The sequence below is a fragment of the Flexivirga lutea genome, from assembly GCF_054778955.1.
In genome coordinates, this window is the sequence record NZ_BAAGZB010000001.1 from 616,516 (window position 1) to 640,354 (window position 23,839).

The 23,839-nt window shown below is 70.3% G+C and carries 22 protein-coding genes and 2 tRNA genes; 15 read left to right on the top strand and 9 right to left on the bottom strand.

Annotated features, from left to right (window positions below):
• Positions 1-66: 66 nt before the first annotated feature.
• The 3 genes from ACYVBN_RS03010 to ACYVBN_RS03020 are packed head-to-tail and all read left to right on the top strand — an operon-like array spanning position 67 to position 2,425.
• Entirely contained in the window at positions 67-330 is a 264-nt protein-coding gene (locus tag ACYVBN_RS03010; protein ID WP_460599224.1) for a hypothetical protein, read from the top strand.
• The gene (locus ACYVBN_RS03015) at positions 327-1,532 is read left to right on the top strand and encodes a cupin domain-containing protein (RefSeq protein ID WP_460599225.1); all 1,206 of its coding nucleotides are present in this window, start codon (positions 327-329) and stop codon (positions 1,530-1,532) included. The genes ACYVBN_RS03010 and ACYVBN_RS03015 overlap by 4 nt, the downstream gene beginning before the upstream one ends.
• On the top strand, positions 1,529-2,425 hold the full coding sequence (locus ACYVBN_RS03020) for a sucrase ferredoxin (RefSeq protein ID WP_460599226.1): 897 nt from the start codon (positions 1,529-1,531) through the stop codon (positions 2,423-2,425). Before ACYVBN_RS03015 ends, ACYVBN_RS03020 begins: the two co-directional genes overlap by 4 nt.
• An 80-nt stretch (positions 2,426-2,505) precedes the next feature.
• On the opposite strand, the gene ACYVBN_RS03025 is transcribed toward ACYVBN_RS03020, so the two are convergent.
• Positions 2,506-2,581, bottom strand: a tRNA-His gene (locus ACYVBN_RS03025).
• A 65-nt stretch (positions 2,582-2,646) separates the two neighbouring features.
• Positions 2,647-3,264: an oligoribonuclease gene (gene orn / locus ACYVBN_RS03030; RefSeq protein WP_460599227.1), complete on the bottom strand. Its 618-nt coding sequence runs from the start codon at positions 3,262-3,264 to the stop codon at positions 2,647-2,649.
• A gap of 68 nt (positions 3,265-3,332) precedes the next feature.
• Between orn and ACYVBN_RS03035 the strand changes: the two genes are divergently transcribed.
• The 8 genes from ACYVBN_RS03035 to ACYVBN_RS03070 all read left to right on the top strand — a co-directional run bounded on the left by ACYVBN_RS03035 (position 3,333) and on the right by ACYVBN_RS03070 (position 12,710).
• Positions 3,333-4,487, top strand: a complete 1,155-nt coding sequence (locus ACYVBN_RS03035; protein ID WP_460599228.1) for a PrsW family intramembrane metalloprotease — start codon at positions 3,333-3,335, stop codon at positions 4,485-4,487.
• 22 nt (positions 4,488-4,509) lie between these two features.
• Positions 4,510-5,208, top strand: a complete 699-nt coding sequence (locus ACYVBN_RS03040) for a phosphoribosyltransferase (RefSeq protein WP_460599229.1) — start codon at positions 4,510-4,512, stop codon at positions 5,206-5,208.
• Positions 5,209-5,221: 13 nt separating this feature from the next.
• Positions 5,222-5,298: transfer RNA gene (locus ACYVBN_RS03045), tRNA-Arg, on the top strand.
• A 405-nt stretch (positions 5,299-5,703) separates the two neighbouring features.
• Entirely contained in the window at positions 5,704-7,440 is a 1,737-nt protein-coding gene (locus ACYVBN_RS03050; RefSeq protein WP_460599230.1) for a GTPase family protein, read from the top strand.
• Complete coding sequence (locus ACYVBN_RS03055) at positions 7,437-9,086, top strand: P-loop NTPase family protein (protein WP_460599231.1); 1,650 nt, start codon at positions 7,437-7,439, stop codon at positions 9,084-9,086. Before ACYVBN_RS03050 ends, ACYVBN_RS03055 begins: the two co-directional genes overlap by 4 nt.
• Before the next feature lie 160 nt (positions 9,087-9,246).
• Complete coding sequence (locus tag ACYVBN_RS03060; RefSeq protein ID WP_460599232.1) at positions 9,247-9,801, top strand: single-stranded DNA-binding protein; 555 nt, start codon at positions 9,247-9,249, stop codon at positions 9,799-9,801.
• Positions 9,802-9,869: 68 nt separating this feature from the next.
• Complete coding sequence (gene ettA, locus ACYVBN_RS03065; protein ID WP_460599233.1) at positions 9,870-11,552, top strand: ABC transporter ATP-binding protein; 1,683 nt, start codon at positions 9,870-9,872, stop codon at positions 11,550-11,552.
• Between the two features lie 252 nt (positions 11,553-11,804).
• The gene (locus ACYVBN_RS03070; RefSeq protein WP_460599234.1) at positions 11,805-12,710 is read left to right on the top strand and encodes a hypothetical protein; all 906 of its coding nucleotides are present in this window, start codon (positions 11,805-11,807) and stop codon (positions 12,708-12,710) included.
• A 61-nt stretch (positions 12,711-12,771) separates the two neighbouring features.
• Here the strand turns inward: ACYVBN_RS03070 and ACYVBN_RS03075 are convergent, their stop codons facing one another.
• The 3 genes from ACYVBN_RS03075 to ACYVBN_RS03085 form a co-directional block, all read right to left on the bottom strand.
• Positions 12,772-13,167 (bottom strand): VOC family protein, encoded by a 396-nt coding sequence (locus tag ACYVBN_RS03075; protein WP_460599235.1) that lies wholly within the window; start codon positions 13,165-13,167, stop codon positions 12,772-12,774.
• 169 nt (positions 13,168-13,336) lie between these two features.
• Positions 13,337-13,936, bottom strand: coding sequence for a GNAT family N-acetyltransferase (locus tag ACYVBN_RS03080; RefSeq protein WP_460599236.1), 600 nt, complete (start codon positions 13,934-13,936; stop codon positions 13,337-13,339).
• A 26-nt stretch (positions 13,937-13,962) separates the two neighbouring features.
• Complete coding sequence (locus ACYVBN_RS03085) at positions 13,963-15,288, bottom strand: YncE family protein (protein ID WP_460599237.1); 1,326 nt, start codon at positions 15,286-15,288, stop codon at positions 13,963-13,965.
• Positions 15,289-15,477: 189 nt separating this feature from the next.
• Between ACYVBN_RS03085 and ACYVBN_RS03090 the strand changes: the two genes are divergently transcribed.
• The gene (locus tag ACYVBN_RS03090) at positions 15,478-16,407 is read left to right on the top strand and encodes an NADP-dependent oxidoreductase (RefSeq protein ID WP_440280743.1); all 930 of its coding nucleotides are present in this window, start codon (positions 15,478-15,480) and stop codon (positions 16,405-16,407) included.
• Between the two features lie 15 nt (positions 16,408-16,422).
• On the opposite strand, the gene ACYVBN_RS03095 is transcribed toward ACYVBN_RS03090, so the two are convergent.
• Positions 16,423-17,376 (bottom strand): acyl-CoA thioesterase, encoded by a 954-nt coding sequence (locus ACYVBN_RS03095; RefSeq protein ID WP_440280744.1) that lies wholly within the window; start codon positions 17,374-17,376, stop codon positions 16,423-16,425.
• A gap of 37 nt (positions 17,377-17,413) precedes the next feature.
• On the opposite strand from ACYVBN_RS03095, the gene ACYVBN_RS03100 reads away from it, so the two are divergent.
• Positions 17,414-17,884 (top strand): acyl-CoA thioesterase, encoded by a 471-nt coding sequence (locus ACYVBN_RS03100; protein ID WP_440280745.1) that lies wholly within the window; start codon positions 17,414-17,416, stop codon positions 17,882-17,884.
• Positions 17,881-18,513 carry a hypothetical protein gene (locus tag ACYVBN_RS03105; protein WP_460599238.1) on the top strand — a complete coding sequence of 211 codons (633 nt, stop codon included), beginning with the start codon at positions 17,881-17,883 and terminating at the stop codon, positions 18,511-18,513. Before ACYVBN_RS03100 ends, ACYVBN_RS03105 begins: the two co-directional genes overlap by 4 nt.
• Here the strand turns inward: ACYVBN_RS03105 and ACYVBN_RS03110 are convergent, their stop codons facing one another.
• The 3 genes from ACYVBN_RS03110 to ACYVBN_RS03120 are packed head-to-tail and all read right to left on the bottom strand — an operon-like array spanning position 18,514 to position 21,595.
• Positions 18,514-20,241 carry a glycoside hydrolase family 13 protein gene (locus ACYVBN_RS03110; RefSeq protein ID WP_460599239.1) on the bottom strand — a complete coding sequence of 576 codons (1,728 nt, stop codon included), beginning with the start codon at positions 20,239-20,241 and terminating at the stop codon, positions 18,514-18,516.
• 46 nt (positions 20,242-20,287) lie between these two features.
• Complete coding sequence (locus tag ACYVBN_RS03115; RefSeq protein ID WP_460599240.1) at positions 20,288-20,665, bottom strand: globin; 378 nt, start codon at positions 20,663-20,665, stop codon at positions 20,288-20,290.
• A 12-nt stretch (positions 20,666-20,677) separates the two neighbouring features.
• Positions 20,678-21,595, bottom strand: coding sequence for a mechanosensitive ion channel family protein (locus tag ACYVBN_RS03120; protein ID WP_460599241.1), 918 nt, complete (start codon positions 21,593-21,595; stop codon positions 20,678-20,680).
• Between the two features lie 60 nt (positions 21,596-21,655).
• Here ACYVBN_RS03120 and malQ point away from each other — a divergent pair, with 60 nt between their 5' ends.
• A complete protein-coding gene (gene malQ / locus ACYVBN_RS03125) occupies positions 21,656-23,785 on the top strand; it encodes a 4-alpha-glucanotransferase (RefSeq protein ID WP_460599242.1) in 2,130 nt (709 codons plus the stop codon).
• Positions 23,786-23,839: the final 54 nt, after the last annotated feature.

A 23,839-nucleotide genomic window follows, 5' to 3' on the forward strand; every position in this document is an offset into this window, starting at 1 on the left:
CCGCCGCGAGCCGGTGCTCGCACGCACACGGCCCCAGCGCGGGCCGCGAGATTCGCAGGAGGATGCATGACTGATTCCACGCAGGATCCGTTCCAGGAGGGCCCCGCCGACGGTGGTGCCGACGGCCGACCGGGTGTGCAGGACGGTGGCGCTGACGGTGGTGCGGGCCAGGAGGGTCCGGCCGACGGTGGCGCGTCGGGCACCTCGGGTGTGCAGGACGGTGGCGCTGACGGTGGTGCGGGCCAGGAGGGTCCGGCCGACGGTGGCGCGTCGGGCACCTCGGGTGTGCAGGACGGTGGCGCCGACGGCGGGGCGGGCAACGACAGTTGAGCACTGCCCGCCGCCATGACGACGACCCCGGCACCGGTCTCGGTGCCGGGGTCGCTCAGACCCGTTTGCTCGGCATACCGTTGCAGGAGTTCGCCGAGGAGCACTGGTCGCGCAAGGCGCTGCTGACCCGCGGCGCGAGCGACTTCGGCGACCTCTTCTCCACCGCCGCGGTGGACGAGCTGCTGTCCCGCCGCGGGCTGCGCACGCCGTTCCTCCGGCTCGCCAAGGACGGTGGCACGCTGCCCGAGCGCAGCTTCACCGGTCCGGCCGGTGTGGGCGCGACGATCGCGGACCAGGTCGACGACACCGCCGTATGGCGACAGTTCGCCGACGGGGCGACCATCGTGCTGCAGGCGCTGCAGCGCACCTGGGGACCGATCGGCGACTTCACCCGCCGGTTGGCGACCGAGCTGGGCCACCCGGTGCAGGCCAACGCCTACATCACGCCGCGGCAGAACCGCGGTTTCGACGACCACTACGACGTCCACGACGTCTTCGTGCTGCAGATCGAGGGCAGCAAGCGCTGGATCATCCACGAGCCGGTGCACCCGGCCCCACTGCGTGACCAGCCCTGGACCGACCGCCGCGCCGAGGTGGCCGAAGCGGCGCGCCGCGAGCCGGTCATCGACACGGTGTTGCAGCCCGGCGACTGCCTCTACCTGCCGCGCGGCTGGCTGCACGCCGCCGAGGCGCAGGACCAGGTCTCCGTCCACCTCACCCTCGGGGTGCACGTGTGGACCCGATACGCCGTCGCCGAGCAACTGATGCAGGACGCGCTCGCCCGGCTGCGCGACGACCCGGACGCTCGCCAATCCCTACCGCTGGGTGTCGACGGCCCGGACGACGTGGTGGCGGCGGTGCGCACACAACTCCTGGCCGCACTCGACGAAGCCGACCCGCGCCCGGCCTTCCGGCGTGCCCGCCAAGGGCAGGGACGGCCGGCGCCACTGGGGCCGCTGGCCCAGCAGGCCGCGATCGACTCGCTGGACGAGCGGTCGGCGATCCGGTTACGGCCCGGACTGGCCACCGCACTCGACGGCACCCGACTGCACACCCGCGTGGGATGGCTGGACCTGGACGAAGCCGAGCTGGCGGCCGTCCGCACCCTGCTCGACGGGCAGCCGCGGACCGCATCGGAGGTCGGTCTCGGCCTGGCGCAGCGGCTGCTGCGCGCCGGGGTGGCGCTGCCGACGCAGCCGTGAGCCGCCCGGCGGCGTTCCGTTGCGCGACCGCCGCTCGAGACCGGCACGACGACCCGGCCGGCACCGCGGCACGGGCACACGGCTGGGTGCTGGTCGAGCACCCGGGACCGTGGCCCTTCGGCGGCTTCGCCGAACTCCCGCTGCCCGGCGACGTGATCGGCGAGGTCCGGCAGGCGGCGCTGGCCGCCGGCCTGCGCATCCTGCTCATCCGCCGGCACGGACGCCGCCCGCGCCCGCCTGAGCTCGCCTGGGCCGTCCTGCGGTATGACGCCGACGGCCGCCACCGACAGCAGTGGGGCAGCTGGTCCGACCCGTCAGGTCTGCGCGGCATCGTCGCGGCCATCGATCGCGCCGGCACGGTCGGGCTGCCGCCGGTCTACCTGGTGTGCACGCACGGCATCCACGACGCCTGCTGCGCGATCCGCGGCCGGCCCGTGGCCACCGCCCTGGCTGCCGAATGGCCCGACCACACCTGGGAGTGCAGCCACGTCGGCGGCGACCGTTACGCGGGCAACCTGCTGGTCGCGCCGGACGGCATCTACTTCGGTGAGGTCACCGCGACCACGGCGCCGGCCACCGTCCGCCAGCTGCGCGACGGCCTGGTCGCGGCCGACCATCTCCGCGGCTATTGCGACCTGTCCGCGCCCGCGCAGTACGCCGTCGTCGTGGTGCTGCGGCGGTGGGGCCCGGCCGGCAGGCACGCCATACAGGTGACGTCGGCGCGGCGTGACCGAGACCGATGGACCGTCACGCTGGAGTGCGCGGCGCCGTTACCGGCCCGGGTGACGGCCGTGGTGCGTTCCTTCGCGCAGCCTGCCGCCCGCCTGACCTGCCTGGCGCCGACCGAGACCCGGGGCGTCGCGTGGGAGACGGTGTCCCTGACGTCTCACTGACCAGCCGACCGGGCCGTCGGTCGATCACCGGCCCGGAACAGGCAAGGACCCCGGCCTGCACAGGCCGGGGTCCTTCCGGATGGGGTGAGTGACGGGACTTGAACCCGCGACATTCGCGACCACAACGCGACGCTCTACCAGCTGAGCTACACCCACCATGACCGCCTCTCGGAGGCAGCGCGGACTATCGTACCTGCTCCCCGGGAGTGGTCGTGACAGGGTCAGTCACCGGCGCGGTACTTCGCCGCGATCGCCTTGGCCGTGTCACTGTCCGGGCCGGGCTGCGGCACGAAGACGGCCTCCCGGTAGTAGCGCAGTTCCTCGATCGACTCGCGGATGTCGGCGAGCGCCCGGTGGCCGCCGGACTTGGCCGGCGCGTTGAAGTAGGCGCGCGGGTACCACCGCCGCGACAGCTCCTTGATCGAGGACACGTCGATGATCCGGTAGTGCAGGTGCGACTCCAGCTGCGGCATGTCCCGGGCGAGGAAGCCGCGGTCGGTGCTGACAGTGTTGCCGCCGAGCGGCCACTTGGCCTCCTCGGCGGCGAACTGCCGCACGTAGTCCAGCACCTGTTGCTCGGCCTCGGTCATCGACACCCCGCCGGCCAGCTCCTCGAGCAGACCGCTCCTGGTGTGCATCTCCCGGACGAAGTCGTTCATCTGCTCCAGCGCCGCCTGCGGCGGTTTGATGATGACGTCCACCCCGTCGCCGAGTTGGTTCAGCTCGAAGTCGGTGACCAACGCGGCGACCTCGATCAACGCGTCGTCGGTCAGGCTCAATCCGGTCATCTCGCAGTCGATCCAGACGATCCGGTCGGTGCGTGCCTTGTCTTCGCTCACCCGCTCACTGTAGGGATCGACAGCGGGCGTCGGTGGGCGAGGCCGCGCTGTCGGCATACAGTGCCCCCGTGCTGCCCGCTCCTCGCCCCGATCGGCGTCCCACGCTGCGTCGGTGGCTGATCGTCGCCCTGATCGCGATCTGCTTCGCGCTCGGCGGCCTGGGGATGCTGGTGCTGATCGACGACCAGTCGGGTGTGGTCGCAACAGGCGTCGGGCTGGTGCTGTCGCTGGTCGTGCTCGGTGTGGTCGTCCCGGTCTTCCTGTGGCTGGACCGCTTCGAACGGGAGCCGGCCGGAATGCTGGTCTTCGCGGTGCTGTGGGGCGCGTGCATCGCGACCTTCAGCGCGGCCGTGCTCAACAACGTCGGCTCGATGCTCATCGACCCGGTGACCAGCACCCATCCGTCGGCCGCGGTGTGGGTGGCACCGGTCGTCGAGGAGTCGATGAAGGGCCTCGGACCGTTGTTGTTGCTGCTGTTCCGCCCGCGGGAGATCGACGGTGTCGTCGACGGCATCGTGTATGCCGGCCTCACCGCGGCCGGCTTCGCGGCGGTCGAGGACGTGGTCTATCTCGCTTCCGGTTATGCGCATTCGGGTGACCAGGGGTTGCTGGCGACGTTCGTGGTGCGGGTGGTGATGAGCCCGTTCGCCCACCCGATGTTCACCGTGTGCACCGGCATCGGGATCGGCATCGCCGCCACGACGCCGCACCGGCGGCTGCGGGTTGCCGCGCCCGTGGCCGGATGGTGTTGCGCGGTGACCCTGCACGGCGTGTGGAACCTCGGCGCCGTGCTGTCCCAGCACGGCTGGCTGGTCTTCTACCTGTTGCTGCAGCTGCCGCTCTTCGTCGCGTTCGTGACGCTCATCGTGCTGGCGCGCAAGCACGAGGCCACGCTGATCCGCCGTGAACTCGGTGTGTATGTCGATGCCGGGCGGCTCTCGATGCCCGAAGTCGTCATGTTGTCCTCGATCAAGGAACGCCGCTATGCGCTCGCCTGGGCCGACCGTCACGGTGGGCGGCAAGCACGCCGGGAGATGCACCCACTCCAGGACGTCGCGAGCGAACTGGCGATGGTCCGCGCCCGGATCGACCGCGGCGACTCCAGCGCAGCGGTCGCCGAGTCCGAACGTCACCTGCTGGAACTCGTGGATCTGCTGCGGGTGCGCTTCCTGGACACCGCGCTCTACCGTTATTACGAGGACCGGGGATTGACGGTCTCGTGACGTCTCGCGGCAGGAGTGGTTCGTGGCCGGCTGGAGCAGGCACCCGCACCCGCCGTATGCCGATCGGGTGGCGGCCGGGACGGATCTCGCCGGCCGGCTGACCGCGTATGCCGGCCGTCCGGACGTCGTCGTCCTGGGGCTGCCGCGTGGTGGGGTGCCGGTCGCAGCCGTCGTCGCGGAACGGTTGGGCGCAGCGCTGGACGTGCTGGTGGTCCGCAAGCTCGGGTTGCCCCGCCGCCCGGAGGTGGCGATGGGCGCCATCGCCGGCGCTGGTGCAGGCGTCGAGACCGTCCGCAACACGGCGGTGATCCGGCGGGCCGGCGTGGCGGACATGGAGTTCGCTGCCGTACACGACGCCGAGACGGCGGAGCTGCGCCGCCGGGAGCAGGCGTATCGGGGGAGTCGCCGTCCGGTGGCGGTGGCCGGCCGCACCGTGGTCCTGGTCGACGACGGCCTCGCGACCGGCGCCACCATGCGGGTGGCGGCTCGCGTCATACAGCGGCAGGGGCCGGCGCGGCTGGTCCTCGCCGCTCCGGTCGGACCGCCGGAGGTGTGCGCCGCGCTCGCGTCGGAGGCCGACGAGCTGTGCTGTCCGTGGCAGCCGCGGGACTTCACCGCCGTCGGAGCGGCCTACATCGCCTTCGATCAGACCTCGAACGAGGAGGTGCGGCGGTTGCTTGCCGGAGCAACAGATCGCGGCCCCGCCGGAGGTGTCCGGTAATCTGCGGACCCTTGCCCCCGTAGCTCAGCTGGATAGAGCAAGAGCCTTCTAATCTCTAGGTCGCAGGTTCGAGTCCTGCCGGGGGTGCCAAAAAATGCCGCAGCTTGCTGCGGCTTTTTGGCACCCCCGGCAGAAGTAACAGACGCATCGGACGACCGAGGAACGAGGTCGGACGAGGCGACGACGGGGGTGCACACAGCAGCTTGCTGCGGCTTTTTGGCACCCCCGGGCAGAAGTAACAGACGCATCGGACGACCGAGGAACGAGGTCGGACGAGGCGACGACGGGGGTGCACACAGCAGCTTGCTGCGGCTTTTTGGCACCCCCGGCAGAAGTAACAGGCGGTTCGGGCGGCCGAGGCACGAGGGCGACCGCGGCGCCGACGGGGGTGCACACAGCAGTTTGCTGCTGGTTTGCGGCCGCGGCAGAGCAGTGATCCGGCGCACCGCGGCGGGCCAAGTTGAGTCGCGGACACGGCCACGAAATGATGTGGACGTGTCGGACGACGTCGATGGTGCGCGATTGCTGGCCGCGTTGCAGTCTCTGCGGCGCGGGGTCGATGCGACGGCATACCCCTTGCAACTGACCGGCGTCGATCAGGTCCGTCGGGAGCGGGCGGAGTTGCTCGCCCAGCTGGACGACTACATCCTGCCGCGCGCGTCGGCGCTGGACGCACCGCTGCTGGCGGTCGTCGGTGGTTCGACCGGCGCGGGCAAGTCCACGCTGGTCAACTCGCTGGTCGGCGAGGTCGTCACCAGAAGCGGCGTGCTGCGGCCCACGACGCGGGCGTCCACGCTGATCCACCACCCGGCCGACGCCCGGTGGTTCACCGGGCCGCGGGTACTGCCCGGGCTGGCCCGGCTGACGGGTGAGCAGGCGGAGGACAGCGATCCGGGCACGCTGCGCCTGGTCGCCGGTGACGTGCCCCAGGGGCTGGCCCTGCTGGACGCACCCGACATCGACTCGGTCGTCTCCGCCAACCGCGACCTCGCCCGGCAATTGCTGTCGGCAGCCGACCTGTGGATCTTCGTGACCACGGCGATGCGGTATGCCGACGCCGTGCCGTGGGACCTCCTGCACCAGGCGATCCGGCGCGGCACGTCGGTCGCGGTGGTGCTGGACCGGGTGCCGCTGGACGCGATGGAGGAGGTGCGCGCCGACTTCGCCACCATGCTGATGGAGCAGGGCCTGGGCCAGTCGCCGGTCTTCGCGATCGCCGAGTCCGAGCTCGGGCCGGACGGCCTGTTGCCTGCCGTGGAGGTGGAGCGCATCAACGGCTGGCTGGCGTCGCTGGCGGCCGATCAGCACGCGCGCAGCATCGTGATCCGCCGCACCCTGCAGGGTGCGCTCGAGTCGCTCGACAGCCGCGCCGCGGACCTGGTCGCGGCGCTCGGTGCCCAGGACGACGCGCGCGACGAGCTGCACACCATCGCCCGGGACGGGTATGCCGCCGCCCTGGCGGGCGTTGCCGAGGGTATGGCGGACGGCACGCTGCTGCGCGGTGAGGTGCTGGCCCGGTGGCAGGAGTTCGTCGGCACCGGTGAGGTGTTCCGGCAGCTCGAAGCCGGTGTCAGCCGGCTGCGCGACCGGGTGGGTTCGGTGTTGCGCGCTCGCACGCGGCAGCCCGCCGACGACCTCGGTGCGGCCCTGCAGACCGGGGTGGCCGCGCTGTTGCAGGCGCACGGCGAGAGCGCCGCGATCACCGTGGCGCGGCAGTGGCGCCATACACCCGGGGGAGCGGAGCTGGTGCAGGCACATCCCGAGTTGTCTTCGGTCCCAACGGGTTTCGCCGCCGACACGGAGAAGCTGGTGCGGGCCTGGCAGGACGACGTGTTGGCGATGGTGCGCGAAGAAGCCGGTGGCAAGCGCACCACGGCGCGATTCCTGGCCTTCGGCGTCAACGGGATCGCCGTGTTGCTGATGCTGGTGGTCTTCTCGGCGACTGCCGGATTGACCGGTGCGGAGGTCGGCATCGCCGGCGGCTCGGCGGTGCTGGCGCAGCGGCTGCTGGAGGCGGTCTTCGGCGACCAGGCGGTGCGCACCCTCGCGCGCAAGGCACGCACCCGGCTGCTGGCTCGCGCCGAGGAACTGTATGACGGCCAGCGCGACCGCTTCGACGACGTGCTGACCGAGATCGCGCCGAGCGGCGCATCGGCCGGCGAGCTGCGCGCGGCCATGGTCGAGGTCCGGGCGGCGGACGGCCGCCCTGTTCACCAGAAGTCGGATCGATGATGAGGAGCGAGTCGTTGCGCGGGGCGACCATGCCACCGAAGGTCAGCTGGGCGGATGTCACCGCACGCGCGGACTCCCTCGACGAGGCGTTGACCGTCGGCGGCGCCCACCTGCCGGCCACCGATGTCACCGCGGCACGGCAGGTGCTGGACAAGATCCCGGCGCGACGCGCCATGGTGGGCGGGCGCACCGTCGTGGTGCTCGCCGGGGCCACCGGCAGCGGCAAGTCCAGCTTGTTCAACGCGTTGGTCGCGGAGCCGGTGTCGCGGATCGGCGCACGCCGGCCGACGACCTCGGTGCCGACGGCGGCCATGTGGGGCGACAAACCCAGCGGCGACCTGCTGGACTGGCTGGGTGTCGGCACGCGCCATCAGGTGCCGCGCACGACGCGGCGCGCGGAGCTGCTCGACGGGCTGGTGCTGCTCGACCTGCCCGACTTCGACTCCCGGGTCGCGCAGCACCGCGCGGAGGCCGACCGGGTCATCGAGCTGGCCGACGTCTTCGTGTGGGTCACCGACCCGCAGAAGTATGCCGACGCGGTGTTGCACGACGACTACGTCAAGCGGTTGTCGGGCCACGACGCGGTGTCGCTGGTGGTGCTCAACCAGGTCGACCGGCTCGATCGGGCGCAGATCTCGCAGTGCATCGACGACCTGCACCGGCTGCTGGCCGCCGACGGTCTGGCCGACGTGCCGATCCTGCCGACGTCCGCCGTCCGGGGCTACGGCGTCGACGATCTGGCGGGCACGATCGGGTCGGTGGTGGCCGAGCGCAACGCGGCCGAACAACGGCTCCTGGCCGATGTGCGGGCGGCGGCCACGGCGTTGCGTCACGGCGTCGCGCCGTCCGAGGCCGACCTCGATTCCCAGGACGACTCCGCACTGACCGACGCGTTGTGCCGCGCCGCCGGTGTGCCGGCGGTGGTGGACGCCGTACGCCGTGACTACCGCCGCCAGGCCGAGCATCACGGTGGCTGGCCGTTCACCCGGTGGGTGCATCGGCTGCGCCCCGAGCCGCTGCGGCGGCTGCGCCTCGACGAGGCACACACCATGAACCGCTCGGGCGCCAAGCTGGCGCTCGGCCGCTCGTCGCTGCCCCCGCCCGGTCCGGCCGCGCGTGCCGCGGTCGACGTGGCGACCCGCCAACTGGGCCGGCGCGCTGCCGAGGGTCTGCCCGCTGCGTGGGCGGAGGCCGCGCAGGAGGCGGCGACGCCCGGGGACGAGCACCTGCACGACGCGCTGGACCAGGCCGTCATCGGCACCGAGCTGCACGACAAGCCGCCCGCCTGGTGGTCAGTGGCCTCCGCCCTGCAGTGGGTGTTCGCCGCGGTCGCCCTGGTCGGCCTGGTCTGGCTCGGTCTGCTCGTCGTGCTCGGTATGACGCACGTCGACGCATCCGCGCCGCAATGGTTCGGACTGCCGATCCCGCTGCTGATGCTCGTCTTCGGCGTCCTCGCCGGCGTGCTGCTGGCGTTGATCTCCCGGTGGGCGGCGGCCCGGGGAGCCGAACGCCGCGCGGATCGGGTGCGATCACGGCTGCGCGCGGCGATCGCCGGCGTGGGCGCAGAGCAGATCATCGAGCCGGTCGCGCAGGTGCTTCGATGCCATCGGCGGACCCGCGAGGCGCTGGACGCCGCGGTCCGCTGAGCGGCTGTCCACATCCCGGCGGCAATCCACGCCTCCTCCACAGCGGTCCGCGGGCGGTCTTCCTGCCGACGCGTCGCGAGCCCACTCTGAAGGTCCACATCGACGCACGCGCAGGGCGTGCATCGGCAGACCGGGCGAGCACGCCGGACAGGGGTTCGACATGAACGAGACAAAGGTGACCATCTGCGGCAACGTGGTGGCCGATCCGGACCGGATCACCAGTGGCAAGGGCGACTTCACGACCTTCCGGGTCGCGGTCAACGAGTTCTACCGCGACCAGGCCGGCAACGGTTATGTCGACGGCCGCAGCTCCTTCTACAAGGTCGTGGCGTTCCGCGCGGTCGGGTCCAACGTGCAGCAGTCGCTGAAGAAGGGGATGCCCGTGCTCGTCCACGGCATCTTGCGGATGAGCCAGTGGCAGACGTCCACCGGCGAAAACCGCTCCGCCCCGGAGATCGAGGCGATCAACGTCGGGCCCGACCTGCGCTTCGGCATCTCGACTTATCAGAAGGTGCCCGGCCAGCACCAGCGGTCCGGCTTCGCCGCGACCGCGGGCAGCGGGGAGCGGCCCAGCTGGCGCACGGACGACGCGGTGGCGATGACCGACCCGTGGGGTGGCGCAGCCGGCGACGTGGCCGACGCCGGTGACCCGGCGGACGGCGACGACCTGCCGGCCGCCTCGACCGGGCCGCTGGTGGAGCAGCATGCGAGCTGACTGACGGAGCGGCACGCTCCGGCACGACGATTTCGGTGGCGCGGCCTTGCCCCGATAGCCTGACCCGCATGCCCGAGTTCATCTACACCATGACCAAGGCGCGCAAGGCTGTCGGGGACAAATTGATCCTCGATGACGTCAGCATGTCCTTCTACCCCGGCGCGAAGATCGGCGTCGTGGGGCCCAACGGTGCCGGTAAGTCCACGATCCTGAAGATCATGGCCGGCCTCGACCAGCCCTCCAACGGCGAGGCCCGCCTGTCGCCCGGCTTCAGCGTCGGGATCCTGTTGCAGGAGCCGCCGCTGAACGAGGAGAAGGACGTGCGCGGCAACGTCGAGGAGGGCCTCGGGCAGATCAAGGCCGACCTCGACCGGTTCAACGAGATCTCCGAGGAGATGTCCCAGCCGGACGCCGATTTCGACGCCCTGATGGGCGAGATGGGCAAGCTGCAGGAGAAGATCGACGCCGCCGACGCGTGGGATCTGGACTCCCAGCTGGAGCAGGCGATGGACGCGCTGCAGTGCCCGCCCGGAGACGCCGACGTCACCGTGCTCTCCGGCGGTGAGCGCCGCCGGGTCGCGCTGTGCAAGCTGCTGCTGTCCAAGCCCGACCTGTTGCTGCTGGACGAGCCCACCAACCATCTCGACGCCGAGTCGGTCAACTGGCTCGAGCAGCACCTGGCGTCATACCCCGGCGCCGTCCTGGCGGTCACCCACGACCGCTACTTCCTCGACCACGTCGCGGGGTGGATCTGTGAGGTCGACCGCGGCCGGCTCTACCCCTACGAGGGCAACTACTCCACCTACCTGGAGAAGAAGCAGGAGCGCCTGCAGGTCCAGGGCAAGAAGGACGCCAAGCTGGCCAAGCGGCTGAAGTCCGAGCTGGAGTGGGTCCGGTCCAACGCCAAGGCCCGCCAGACCAAGAGCAAGTCGCGTCTGGCGCGCTACGAGGAGATGGCGGCCGAGGCGGAGCGCACCCGGAAGCTGGACTTCGAGGAGATCCAGATCCCGCCGGGCCCGCGCCTGGGTTCCCAGGTCATCGAGGTCAAGGACCTCCGGAAGGGTTTCGGCGACCGCGTGCTCATCGACGGGTTGTCGTTCACGTTGCCCCGCAACGGCATCGTCGGTGTCATCGGTCCCAACGGTGTCGGCAAGACCACGCTGTTCAAGACCATCGTGGGTCTGGAGGAGCCGGACGACGGTTCGGTCAAGGTCGGCGAGACCGTCGACATCTCGTATGTCGACCAGAGCCGCGCCGGCATCGACCCGGAGAAGACGCTGTGGGAGGTCGTCTCCGACGGGCTGGACCACATCCAGGTCGGCCAGGTCGAGATCCCCTCTCGGGCTTACGTCTCGCAGTTCGGCTTCAAGGGCCCGGACCAGCAGAAGAAGGCCGGTGTGCTCTCCGGTGGTGAGCGCAACCGCCTCAACCTGGCGCTGACGCTGAAGCAGGGCGGCAACCTCCTGCTGCTCGACGAGCCGACCAACGACCTCGACGTCGAGACCCTCGGGTCCCTCGAGAACGCCCTGCTGGACTTCCCGGGCTGCGCCGTCGTCATCAGCCACGACCGGTGGTTCCTGGACCGGGTCGCGACGCACATCCTGGCCTACGAGGGCACCGACGAGAACCCCTCGAACTGGTACTGGTTCGAGGGCAACTACGCGTCCTACGAGGAGAACAAGGTGGAGCGCCTCGGCGCTGACGCCGCGCGCCCGCACCGCGTCACCCACCGACGCCTCACCCGCGACTGAGCTGAGCCTCTGGTTCGATTCTCCGCACGACAGGCACGGGCCCGGCGATTGCTTGCGATCGCCGGGCCCGTGCCTGTCGTGGTCGTCGACGCACCCGGCTCGTGGACTGTCGGCCGCCGAAAGGTCAACGGATGTCGTGAGATGCACGCTTCACGACATCCGTTGACCTTTCGCCGTTGGCACGCGAGCCCGATTGCGGGTTATCCACAGGCCGTCAGCGGGACGCTGCGTGACCCGGGCACTCTGACGGTCATGCACCGTCCACCTGCGCCGCTGCCGGAATCGCTGGGGCCCGCCTTCACCTACCGCGAGGCGGTCGCGCTCGGCGTCACACCTGGCAGGTTGCGGCACCGATCGCTGACCACGCCGACCCCCGGGATTCGACTTTCCGAGGATGACATGGAGGTGAAGGTGCGGGCTGCGGCACTCTGCGGATTACTGCCACCCGGCTCGGCGTTCTCCCACTACACGGCGGCGGCGCTGCTCGGTCTTCCTGCGCCGAACGGCGACCGGCTGCACGTGACGGTGCCGGACGGCATGCGGGTTCGTCGTCGCGGCGTCGTCGAGCACCGCGGCATGCAGCGCCGACAGATGGGATTCGTCGACGGCATACCCAGGACGTCACCTGCCCAGACCTGGCTGGATGTAGCCGCGAGCGCCTCGGTACAGGATCTGGTCATCCTGGGCGACGCGATCACGTATGCCTTTCCCGAGCACGGGGGGAGGCTGCAGCCGCTGGTCGCGAACAACCCCGGTGCGCGGGGGATCCGGCGAGCCCGCGAGGCGGTCGCACTCATCCGCGCCGGGGTGCGGTCCCCGCAGGAGACATTGTGGCGCCTACGTTTTCGGTCCGCCGGGTTCACCGAGCCGAAGCTGAATGAAGATGTGCATGATCTGCACGGACACTGGTTGGGGATGGCCGACTTCGTATGGCGAGCCCAGCGCGTCGTGGTGGAGTATGACGGCGATTACCACTTCACCGTGGAGCAACGTCGCCTGGATCAGGTGCGTCGACGCGCCATGCGGGGCGGCGACTGGAACGTCATCGAGATCAACGGCGCGGACAACCACCAGCCCGCTCCGGCTATGCGCACGATCGGTCGGACTCTCGGCCACGGAAGCTGGCAGAACGAAGCGAGAGGTCAACGGATGTCGTGAGCGCCGGATCTCGCGACATCCGTTGACCTTTCGGTGTGGAAGCCGCTGAAGCCGAGGCGGCTCAGGAGTTCTGGCGGGCGGCGAGCTCCTGGTCCGACAGCAGCACGCAGAATTCGTTGCCCTCGGGGTCGGCGAGCACCGCCCAGCCCCGGTCGGGCTTGCGCAGGTCGTCGACCATGGTGGCCCCGAGGGCGAGCAGCCGGTCGACCTCCTCGTCGCGGGTCAGGTCCGTCGACCGCAGGCAGAAGTGCACGCGGTTCTTGATCGTCTTGGCCTCGGGCACCTTCAGGAACAGCAGGAACGTGTTGTCCGGCCCGATCAGTCCGGCCTCCTCATCGCCCGGCCGCGACGGGTCGTCGTCCTCCAGGTGATAGTCGCCCAGCACCTGGCTCCACCACATCATCTGGGCGTAGGGGTCGGCGGCGTCGAAACAGAAGTTGGCAACTCGTGAAGTCATGGCCGCCATCGTTGCTGCCGGCACCGGCACCGGGCAACCGAGTTTGGGCGCCGACCTCAGCTCTCGGGTCCGTCGGGGTAGACGCAGGTAGCCGGGCCCTGGCCCCATGAGGTCCGGTGACCGCTCGACCGAGGAACTCCATGCACGCTCCATGGACGCTCCGTGGGAATCAGCGGTGCCGCAGCCGGTGCTCCAGGTTGGCCTTCACCATCGGCCAGGTGCGCGCCACGACGCTGTACTGCGCGGTGTCACGCACGACGCCTTGCTCGTCGATGGAGTCGGCGCGCAGCAGCCCTTCCAGCTCCGCGCCGAGTCGCTCGATCGCCGCGCGGGACTGCAGGTTCATCTTGTGTGTGCGGTAGCGCACCGCCTCCACCTGCCAGGTCTCGAAGGCGTGCGTCATCAACAGCAGCTTGCTCTCGGCGTTGGTGCCGGTGCCGTGCACGGACTGCCTGTTCCAGGTCGAGCCGATCTCCACCCGGGGGACCGACGGCACGATGTCCATGAAGGTCGTCATACCGATGACGGCGTCGTCGGCGACCCGGATCGCGGTGAAGGGAAGCATCGTGCCGGCATCCTGCAGCGCCAGCCGCCGGTCGATCTCGGCGCGCATCTGCTGCGGGCGCGGGACCGTGGTGTACCACCGGTCCCACATCTCGCCGTCCGCGGCCGCGGTCACCAAGTCGTCGTGGTGGTCGGGCTGCAGGGGCTCGAGACGGACCAGCCGCCCCGCGAGGGTGACCGGGACGAGAGGGTTCGGGATCGTCATACGCCGATCTCAGCACATCGGACGGGTCACTCCGCGGTGGCGGTGACCGACGAGTCGATGGAGGACGTCGCGCCGCTGCCGGGCGAGTCGCCGGTCATCTGCTCCGTGGCCCGGGTGTCGTCGAAGACGATCATGCTGCCGCCGTAGCACGCGACCCACACCTGGTGGGTGGCGTCGTCGTAGGTGATGCCGATCGGCGACGGGTCGGTCGGCACGCGCTGCACGACCTTCATGTCCGCCGTGCTGATCTTGCTCGCCGACTTGCCGTAGTAGTTGACGACATACAGTGCGGTGCCGTCCTGCGAGATGGTCATGCTGCGCGGCTCCGGACCCGAAACCACTTGCGCCACCACCTTGTCCGTCCCGGTGTCGATCTTGTAGACCCGGTTGGTGCCGCTGGCCGCGAGGTAGAGCGTCCTGCTGTCCGGGGAGAGCACGAGATGTCGCGGGCGGTCGACGGCCAGGATCACATGGTGTTCGCCGGTCTCCATGTCGACCCGGAAGACCTTGTTGCCGTACATCGCGGCCACGTATGCCGTCCTGTTGTCGGGCATGATCACGATCCCGCGCGGCTGCGCAGCCAGCTTGATCACCTTGATCTGATGGGCGGTCGCCCGGTCGATGATGCTGATGGTGAAGTCACACCAGTTACTGATCACGACCTTGGACTGGTCGGGGGTGATGGCCACGAACTTCGGCACGGCGCCGACCTCGATCGCCTGATCCCAGCTCATCGTGGTGGCGTTGAAACGGTAGACGAACCCGCGGTCGAAACCGCTCTTCGGTGAGCACTCGTCCTTGGCGAATCCGCGGAAGCCGGGACCGGACATGACGTAGTTGGACACGTAGGCGTATTTTGCGTCCTTGGTCCACGCCGCCTCGACCGGTCCGCCCTTGGCGATGCCCTTGTGCTCGGGGAAGCCGAACTTCGACAGGTCGATCGAGTCCGGCAGCCGCTTGACGAGCTGGTGTGTCGTGCTGTCGTAGACGGTGATCGAGTGGCTGTAGATCATGTTGTTCGCCAGCACCAGGCCGTGCCCGCTGGCATCCACCGACTTGGGGGTGATGCCGCCGGTGAAGCGGTCGACCCGCCGTAGCCTGGTCTCGGCCGAGGGCCGGTGCTGGACGACCTCCGGCGTGGCGACCCTCGGTCCGGGCGCGGGAGTTGCGGTGGTGGAGCTGACCGCCGGCGCGGTGCCCTTGGCGTCGGCCGCCGACTCCGGGCTGAGTGCCTGCCACACCATGATCACCGAGGTCACCAGGGACACACAGACCAGTGCGGTCAGCGCGAGAGCGATGCGCCGGCGGCGCACGTAGACGCGCTCCTGGCGCCAGTGGGTTCGTTCCCCCATGAGGCCCTTACTCCGTGTCGAGGTCGCGGGTCACTGGACCCATGCGAAAAGCGTATGGCGCAGCCACGCCGATTCCCGGCACTTCGTGCCCACCGGCGAGCCGTCCGATGCGGCCCGCCGCGGGCGGCATACCCGGTCCTAGACTGGTGGACGGCCCGGAGTGAGCCGTTCCCGAGCGGAGAGTCAGTGATGCGAGCAGCCAGCTATTCGTCCTACGCACAAGACAATTCGACGCTGACGGTCGGCGATCTGCCCGACCCCAAGGTCGCGCCGGGGTCGGTGCTCATCGAGGTCCGGGCGGCCGGTGTCAACCCGGTCGACTGGAAGGTCATGGCCGGCTACCTCGACGGACTGATGGACGCGGTCTTCCCGGTGATCCCCGGCTGGGACGTCGCGGGTGTGGTGCGGGCGGTCGGCCCGGACACGCCGGAGTTCGCGGCCGGCGACGAGGTCTACGCCTATGCGCGCAAGGACTCGGTGCACGCCGGCACCTTCGCCGAACTGGTCGCGGTGCCGGCGACGTCCGTGGCGCACAAGCCGGCATCGCTCAGCTTCGAGCAGGCCGGCGGGCTGCCACTGGCCGGGTTGACGGCGTTGCGTGCGCTGGAGGCGACCGGCATCAGCCCGGACGGCGCCGGCCGCACGGTCCTGGTCCATGGCGCATCCGGCGGTGTCGGCAGCTTCGCCGTGCAGCTGGCGGTCGCCGCCGGTGCGCGCGTGATCGGCACGGCGTCCGAGCGCAATCACGACTATCTGCGCTCGCTCGGCGCCGAACCCGTCACGTATGGCGAGGGCCTCGCCGACCGGGTGCGTGCCCTCGCCCCCGAGGGCGTCGACGCGGCAGTGGACTTCGTCGGCGACGTGGAAGACACGACGGTCGCGGTGCTGGCCGAGGACGGCCGGCACGCCTCCATCGCGGATCCGTCCGTGACCGACCACGGTGGCCGGTATCTGTGGGTGCGGCCGGACCACGACGGCCTGGTGACGCTCGCCGAACTCGCCGACGCGGGCAAGCTCACCGTCGAGGTCGCGCAGACGTTCGGGCTGGACGGTGTCGGAGCGGCCTTCGACCGCAGCCGGGAAGGTCACACCCGCGGCAAGCTGGTGATCGTCCCCTGAGCACGGCCGGTCCGGCTACTCCTTGACCCGGACCATGCCCTCCTGGGCGACGGAGCAGATGAGCTTGCCGTCCAGCGAGAAGATCTTGCCCAGGCCCAGCCCCCGCCCGCCGGACGCCGACGGCGACTCCTGCTCGTAGAGCACCCACTCGTCGATCCGTCCCGGCCGGTGGAACCACATCGCGTGGTCCAGGCTCGCCGGGCGCAGCCGCGGGTCGGCCCACACCAGCCCGTGGCGGCGCAGCACCGACTCCAGCAGCGAGTAGTCCGAGGCATAGGCGAGCACCGCGGCGTGCAGCAGTGGGTCGTCCGGCAGCGCGTCGACGGCCTTCATCCAGACGTTCTGGTGCGCTGCATGCTGCCGGCCAGGCACCAGGTAGATGGCGCCCTCGACGGTGCGCACGTCCAGCGCGCGGCGCTTCCAGTGATCCACCGCGGGGTGGTCGATGCCGGCGAGTTCCTCGGCGGTGGTGCGGACGCGGTCCGGGTCGGGGACCGAGGGCATCGCGGCCTGGTGGTCCAGGCCGTCGGCCGGTTCCTGGAAGGACAGGGTCGCCGACAGCAGCGTCTGGCCGTACTGCATGGCGTAGACCCGGCGCACCGAGAAGGAGTTTCCGTCGCGCAGGTTCTCGACGCCGAACTCGATCGGGTGGGTCGAGTCGCCGGGGCGGATGAAGTAGGCGTGCAACGAATGGATGGGACGGGTCGCGAAGCCCGCCGTGGCAACCGTGCGGCCCGCCGCGATGACGCTCTGCGCGAGCACCTGACCACCGAACGCCCGCCCGTGCGGCGTGCGCTGGCTGCGGCCACTGAAGAGTTCGAGGGAGCGTTCGCTCAGGTCCATCTCGGGCGCGCCGTCGGGCGCGGTGATCACCGAGTTGGAACGCGCTTGGCCCACCGACCGCAGGTCGAGCACGTCCAGCAGGTCGTCGACGGGCGGTAGCTGAGGGGTCGTGTCGTCGGAGGTCACCCGGTGAGCGTAACGATCCACCTGGGACGATGACGGCATGGCTGCCAGTCCTCGCCCCTATTACGTCGACGTCCCGCTGCGCTGGTCGGACATGGACTCGCTCGGTCACGTCAACAACGTCCAGTTCCTACGGTTGCTGGAGGAAGCCCGGGTGATCGCGTTCGCCCAGTGGTTCGCGGGGGTCGAGACCGGCCCCGACGGCCGCCCGCCGCTGCTGGTGGCTCGCGCCGAGATCGACTACCTGCAGCAGCTGCACTGGCGCAAGGAGCCGATCGTCGTCGCGATCTGGGTCTCCCAGCTGGCCGGCGCGTCGTTCGACACCAGCTACGAGGTGCGCTCCACGCGCGGGGACGACGCCGTGGTGTACGCCGTGGGGGAGACGACCCAGGTGGTCTTCGACATGGACACCCAGCGTCCGGTGCGCGTCGCGCCGGAGCACCGGGAGATCCTGGCCGCGCACGCGGGGCCGCCGGTGCGGATGAAGCGACGCCCCAAGGGCCACGCATGATGCTGCGGCTGGCGGACGCCGAGGCACGGGCCGACCTGGTCACCTATGTCGGGCGGGCGCGTCAGCTCGACGCGGGCGGCGCGGTGCGGCTGCAGGCGGCCGGAGCCGTGCTGGCGGTCTGGGTGGGGGTGCTGCCCGGTCAGGGGCTGACCGGGGCCGGCACGACCCTCGGGCTGCGGGTGTTGCCGCTGGCCGCACCGGCGCAACTCGACGTGGTCGTGCCGCTCGCCGGGCTCACCGACCGGTTCGCACGCGAGCCGCAGGGCACGGACGTGCCGGTGCCGCCCACGCAGGTGCGGGCCGCCTGGGCGGCCGTGTCGCCACCACAGGCCGGTTGGCGACCCGTCGGCGAGATTCGCGTGCAGGACCTGAACACCGTTGCCGCCCAAGGCATTGCCGAGATCGCGTCGGGTGCGCCGGAAGGGTCCGGCGCCCACGCGGTCGACGCGCTGCGCCGTTCGGTGTGGTCGCGGCCGATGCCCACGGCGGGCGACGTGGAGGGTATGCCGGCAGCGGCGGCCTTCGCGTCATACACGCTGGGTTTCGCGGTGGGCACCACCGCGCAGGTGTATGCCGCCGGCAACTGGCACCGGCTCACCACACCCGTCGGCCACGTGCTGCTGCGCTGATCAGCCGCGGATCCACACCGCCGTATCCGTCGGGACCGCACGCTGCTCGAGTGCCCGGGGGGCCGCAGCGGAGGAGGGTGTATCGAGACCACCTGCACTGTTCACGAGAACCTCGGCGCCCGAAGGCAGTTCGATGTCCGCAGTACCCAAGTTGAGGATCACGCGCACGGTGTTGTCGCCACTCGCGACGTCATACGCCACGACGTCCGGGCCGAGGTCGACCTTCGTCAGCGAGCCCTCGCCGAGGTCGAGCTCACGGCGCAGGCGCAGGAGCTGCCGGTAGAGCTCCAGGGTCGACCCGGCGACGCCGTCTTGCTGGTCGACGGCCAGCTCGCCGTACGACGCCGGCTGCGGCAACCAGGGATCGTCGGTCGGTCCGAATCCGTAGGAGGCGGAGTCCTTCTCCCACGGCATCGGGATGCGGCAGCCGTCGCGGCCGGCCTCCCGGTGGCCGGTGCGCAGGTAGGTCGGGTCCTGGCGGACCTCGTCCGGCAGAGTCGTGTGCTCGGGCAGGCCGAGTTCCTCGCCGTAATAGACGTAGGCGCCGCCGGGCAACGCCAGCATCACGGTGGTCGCCGCGCGCGCCCGGCGCAGCCCGAGGGCGGCGTCCGGCTGCGGATCGCTGGCGAAGATGCCGTTGGGGCGCGGTGCGCCGACCGGCAGCGCCAGCCGGGTCGCGTGCCGCACCACGTCGTGGTTGGACAGCACCCAGGTGGTGGGCGCACCCACCTCGTCGTTGGCCCGGTAGGACCGCGCGATGGCAGCCGTCAGGTCGGCCGCACGCCACGGGGTCACCAGGAAGTCGAAGTTGAACGCCTGCTGGAACTCGTCGGGGCGCACGTAACGGGCCGCCCGCGCCGGCGGCTCGACCCAGGCCTCGGCGCACATCGCGCGATCGCCCGGATAGGAGTCGAGCACCTTGCGCCAGTCGCGGTAGATCTCGTGCACGCCGTCCTGGTCCCACATCGGCGGCGGCGTGTGGTCCTGGGTCATGTCGAGCATGTTCATCGGTCCGCTCCAGTCCGGCAGACCGGCGGCCTTGACCAGCCCGTGTGCCACGTCGACCCGGAAGCCGTCGACGCCGCGGTCCAGCCAGAAGCGCAGGATCTCCTCGAACTCCTCCCGTACGACGGGATTCTCCCAGTTGAGATCCGGCTGCTTGCGGTCGAAGAGGTGCAGGTACCACTGGCCGGGTGTGCCGTCGGGCTCGGTGATGCGGGTCCACGCGTCGCCGCCGAAGACGCTCTGCCAATTGTTAGGTGGTCGTTCGCCTTCCGCGCCGCGGCCGTCGCGGAAGAGGTAGCGCTCGCGCTCCGGCGACCCGGGCGCGGCGGCCAGTGCGGCCCGGAACCACGCGTGCTCGTCGGAGGTGTGGTTGGGCACCAGGTCCACGATGACCCTCAGGTCGTGGTCATGGGCCGCGCGGATCAGCTCGTCCGCGTCGGCGAGTGTCCCGAACAGCGCGTCGATGTCCCGGTAGTCCGCCACGTCGTACCCGGCGTCGGCCTGCGGCGAGGTGTAGAACGGGGAGAGCCACACGGCGTCGACGCCGAGCGCGCGCAGGTAGGGCAGGTGGGCGGTGATGCCCGGCAGGTCGCCGACGCCGTTGCCGTCTGCGTCCGCCCACGACCGCGGGTAGATCTGGTAGATCACCGCACTGCGCCACCACTCGCCGTCCGGGTGGGCGGCGTGCACGAGCTGCGAAGAAGATCCGGTCGAGACAGTCACCCGATCAAGTGTGAGGGCTGCTGTCGCCGGAGAAAAATCCGGGCGATCACTCGTCCCAGGCGTTGACCATCGAGTAGGCAGCGCGGGTCATGTAGTCGCGCAGCATGCCGTCATGGGTGGCGTCCAGCTCCAGGGTGTCGATGGCGTTCATCATGTGCAGCAGCCAGCGGTCTCGCTGGGTCGGTGTGACGGCATACGAGACGTGCCGCATCCGCAGCCGCGGGTGACCGCGTTGCTCGCTGTAGGTGGTCGGGCCGCCCCAGTACTGCTCGAGGAACATCCGCAGGCGGTCCTCCGCCGGGCCCAGGTCCTCCTCGGGATACAGCGCCTTCAACGGCTCGTCCTTCGCCACGCCGAGATAGAACTCGTGCACCAACCGCTGGAAGGTCTCGTGCCCCCCGACCTCGTCGTAGAAAGTGGTCACCAGCGCATCCTCTCAGGTGCCGATCGACGGACCGTAGGGCGGCAGCTGCGGCCCGCGCACCCCGGCCGCGTCGAGCGCCATCTTGGCCCGCTCGCGGATCTCGCGCGCGACGCCGTACTGCTCGTTCGGCACGCAGGTCGCCATGATCCGCAACGTCACCGATCCACTGGTCATGTCCTGTACGCCGGCGACCGTCGGCTCCTCGAGCAGCCGCTCCTTCCAGGGCGACTCGTCGTCCACCTCCGCGGCAACCCGGCGCAACACCTCCAAGGCCTTCTCGACGGGCTGATCGATCGCGATGGGTATGTCGACATACGTCGTTGCGTAGCTCTGCGACTTGTTACCGATGCGCAGGATCTCACCGTTGCGGACATACCAGACGACACCCTCGTAGTCGCGGAGTCGGGTGACACGCAGGGTCACCTCCTCCACCGTGCCGACGGCCTCGCCGGTGTCGATGACGTCACCCACGCCGTACTGGTCCTCCATGATCATGAAGATGCCGGACAGGAAGTCCTTGACCAGGCTCTGCGCGCCGAAGCCGAGGGCGACACCGCCGACCCCGGCCGAGGCGAGCAGCGGCGCCAACGGCACCCCCAGGCGTGCCATGACGGTCAGCGAGGCGATCCCGTAGATGACGATGGTCGCGACCGAACGCAGGATCGAGCCCATCGTCGCGGCCCGTTGCTTGCGGCGCTCGGAGTCGAGGCCGGCCGCCTGCCGCAGCACCCGGCTCGCCCGGTTGGACCGCACCGGCCGCGGCCGGTTCTCCATCGCGTGCACGGTGCGGTCGATCGCTCGCACCACCACCCACCGCAGCACGATGGCACCGACGATGATGCACAGGATCATCAGCGGCGCACCCACGGCCCACTCGGCGGTCGATTGCTTGTCGGCAGCAGCGAATCGGGTAGCGAATCGGAACGGCATGCCTCCATCCTTACGGCCCGGCGTCACGGGGTGGCAAATCGCCTCTGACAGACTGCTCCCATGCCCGAAGCCCCCTCCGAAGCACTCGCTCGTCTCGCCCGCGCTCACGGTGTCGCAACGGAATATTGGGACTGGCGTGGCAATCACGTCACGGTCGCGACGGACACCATCCGGGCGGTGCTGGCGGCGCTCGACGTCGACGCGTCGGACGAGAGCGCCACCGAGCAGGCGTTGGCCGACAAGGAGCTGGAGGCCTGGCGTCGCGTGCTGCCTCCGGTCATCGTGATGCGCGACGGCTGGACGCCGTGGGTTCCGGTGCACGTGCCCGAGGACGACCCGGTGGATGCGCGAATCACCTTCGAGGACGGCACTGTTCGTGACGTGGAGGTCAAGGAGCCGACCGCCGCCGCCCGCGAGGTGGACGGGTTGCCGACCCACGAGGCGACCATCGAGCTCCCCGGTGATCTCCCGCTCGGCTATCACCGCTTGGAGGTCACGTATGGCGCCGGGCGTGACGCCGTGGCCACCGTGATCGTGACACCGGAGCGCCTGGAGTTGCCGGACGCTCTGGCACACGACCGCGCGTGGGGCCTGACCGCACAGCTGTACTCCGTGCGGTCCGAACACTCCTGGGGCCTGGGTGATGCCGCCGACCTGGCCGAGCTGGGCACCTGGGCGGTGCGCCAGGGCGCCGATTTCGTGCTCATCAACCCGGTGCACGCCGCGGAGCCGGTGGCGCCGATGGAGCCCTCGCCATACCTGCCGACGACGCGGCGGTTCGTCAACCCGCTCTACATCCGTGTCGAGGAGGTCCCCGAACTCGGCTATCTGTCGGCGGCCCAGCATCAGCTGGTCGAGTGGCACAGCGACGACGCCCGCCGGCTCAACAAGCTGGATCATCTGGACCGGGACGGCAGCTGGCAGTCCAAGCAGGCCGCGCTGCGGATGATCTATCGCACCGACAGCACCCACCGTCGGCGGCGCGACCTGGAGAGCTTCTGCGAGCGGGAGGGGCAGCCGCTGCTCGACTTCGCCACCTGGTGCGCGATCACGGCCGACCGCGGCACGGCATGGCCGGACTGGCCGGCGGAGCTGCGCGATCCGCGCAGCGAGGCCGTGGCGGCCGAGCGTGAACGACTGGCCGAGGACGTCGACTTCTACTGCTGGTTGCAGTGGATCGTGCAGTCGCAGTTCGTCGACGCACAACGCGAACTCCGTGCCGCCGGAATGTCACTCGGCGTGATCCACGACCTCGCGGTGGGCGTCCACCCACGCGGGGCGGATGCCTGGGCGCTGGGTGACGTGCTCGCCGGCGGTATGTCGGTCGGTGCGCCGCCGGACGACTACAACCAGCTCGGGCAGAGCTGGAGCCAGCCGCCGTGGCGGCCCGATCGGCTGGCCGAGACCGGCTACCAGGCCTACCGCGACCTGTTGCGCACCAGCCTGCGGATGGCCGGCGGGCTGCGCGTGGACCACATCCTCGGGCTCTTCCGGTTGTGGTGGGTGCCGGACGGCAAGAAGCCGCTCGACGGCACCTACGTCCGGTACGACCACGAGGCGATGGTCGGCATCCTCGCGCTCGAAGCGCATCGCGCCGGCGCGGTCGTGATCGGTGAGGACCTGGGCACCACCGAGGACTGGGTGCGCGAATACCTTGCCGACCGTGGGGTGCTCGGCACCTCGGTGCTGTGGTTCGAGCGCACCGACGAGGGCGGGCCGCGCCCGCCGGAGACCTATCGCAGCCTGGCGTTGGCGAGTGTCACTACCCACGATCTGCCACCGACGGCCGGCTACCTGCAGGGCGAGCACATCAGCGTCCGCAATGATCTCGGCCTGCTCACCCGTCCGGTGGAGGAGGAGCGCACGATCGACGCCGAGCAACGTGAGGCGGTGCTGGCGGAGCTGCGCTCGCGCGCGCTGCTGCGTCCCGGTGCGTCGGTCGACGACCAGGTCGACGCCCTGCACAAGTTCCTCACCTGGTCGCCGAGCAAATTGCTCGGCGTCTCCGTCAACGATCTGGCCGGTGACGTCCGCACGATCAACCAGCCGGGCACCGACGAGGAATACCCCAACTGGCGGCTGCCGCTCAGCGGACCGGACCGCAAGCCGACCACGCTCGACGACCTGATGGTGTCGCGGCGCGCCAAACGCTTGATCCGCGCGGTGACTCGGCGCAGCGCGACGAAGTAACGACCCTCGCCGGCTCGGACCCTGGCATCAGTCGGCGGGTGGTGTGAGTGGACC